A 1,662-nucleotide genomic window follows, 5' to 3' on the forward strand; every position below is an offset into this window, starting at 1 on the left:
TTCAAAGAACTACTCGGTCGCTCATTTGCGACTCCCTTATGTTAACATCTTCGTTAGTTAATGTCAACTAAGTTTTTCATTTCGTTTGCCGCGTTCTGCGTTATTGCATCGGCGACTTGTTCTATATTACACCTCTATACTCTAATCGTCAATACCTTTTATTCAATTAATAATAAAAATAATTCCAAAGGTATTTTCCATATGAGTTTCAGTTATTTCATTTCTCTCATTCAATGAAAGTAATGAAAAGGACATCCTATTACATACAAGGCGTCCTTTTCATTAAACACTATATACATACTCTTATAAACTTTAACATTCTTCATTCTCTTTAACATTTCGATCGTCTGATATAAATAAATCAATTAATTTACGTTTATCCGCCCATATCACTCCGAATAAAACTAAGCTACCACCTATTACTATTCTCCACGTCAAAGATTCATTTAATAGAACAATTGAAGCAACAATACTTATTAACGGTAACGCATTTAAATATAATCCACTTACTGATGCCGAGACTGTCTCTAATGCTCTATTCCAAAACCAATACGCTAAAATTGTTGCTCCAATAACAAGATATATTACACTTAGTCCAGCCTTCCACGTTTCAATCTTTGGAAGACCGTAATAAAAAGTTTCTGCCATTGCAAATGGTAATAGAATAACAGCTCCAATAATTAAAGTTAATGTTGTAAAAACCTTGTTTGATAGATATTGTTCTTGTTTTGGTCGTTTCAGCAATACTGTATAGAAAGCAAATAAGAACGTACTTAATAAAATAAGGATATCTCCTATTAAAGATACTTCTTGATCGACATTACTAGATGGAATTGTAATAAGAAGTACTCCGATAGCCCCCAATACAATACCGATCCAATAATTAAGCTGAATTTTTTCTTTCAAAAAGAACGCTGAAAAAAGAATTGTAACTAAAGGTAAAGCAGCATCAATAATACTAACATGCAATCCACTCGTTAAAGAAATACCGTAGGATGTGAACATAAAGTACCCAGCTACACCAGTAAAAGATAGTAAACTCATTCTTTTCCACGGGACTTGTTTATGTACAACTGATCTTTTTAATTGTTTAAATGAGAATAGTAAACAAATTCCACCAGCTAAGAAAAGGCGAATAAATAACAAAGTAAATGGCTGAATAGATTCTAATGCCCACTTTGTTGGCGCGATGGCTGTCCCCCATAATATAACAGCCGCTAATAACATGCATATTTCTTTCATAATCCCCCACACCCATCAAAAAATATATGTTAACTATCTTAATTATAGATTTTTTCTTATGTAAAATCCTTTAAAAATGAAAAACCGTTATATGAAAAACAACTAAATAGCTATTTTCCACATAACGGTTTCATATAAAAAGTAAAATATTTTAGTCATTCCACGACTCAATTAATACAAAAAGGTAATTCTTACCTTAAACTAATATTTAAATGTATTACTTTATCACCTTTTACGACATTATCGCTCAAATTTTAGTTTAGACAGTCCCTATTTCATCTTTTTTCCTCTTTAAGATTACTAAATTTATGGATTATGACATTTGGTACATAAAAATAAACACAAAAAAACCTAAGTCGAATCGACTTAGGTTTTTGCTTGGCGACGTCCTACTCTCACAGGGACAAGGTCCCAACTACC

At 31.7% G+C, this 1,662-nt stretch carries 1 protein-coding gene; it reads right to left on the bottom strand.

All coding sequences use genetic code 11. From position 1 onward, the window contains the following. Positions 1–312: 312 nt before the first annotated feature. Positions 313–1,242 (bottom strand): DMT family transporter, encoded by a 930-nt coding sequence (locus FS802_RS30590; protein WP_000658257.1) that lies wholly within the window; start codon positions 1,240–1,242, stop codon positions 313–315. Between the last annotated feature and the right edge of the window lie 420 nt (positions 1,243–1,662).

This window comes from Bacillus sp. DE0042, assembly GCF_007680225.1.
Lineage (GTDB): Bacteria > Bacillota > Bacilli > Bacillales > Bacillaceae_G > Bacillus_A > Bacillus_A wiedmannii.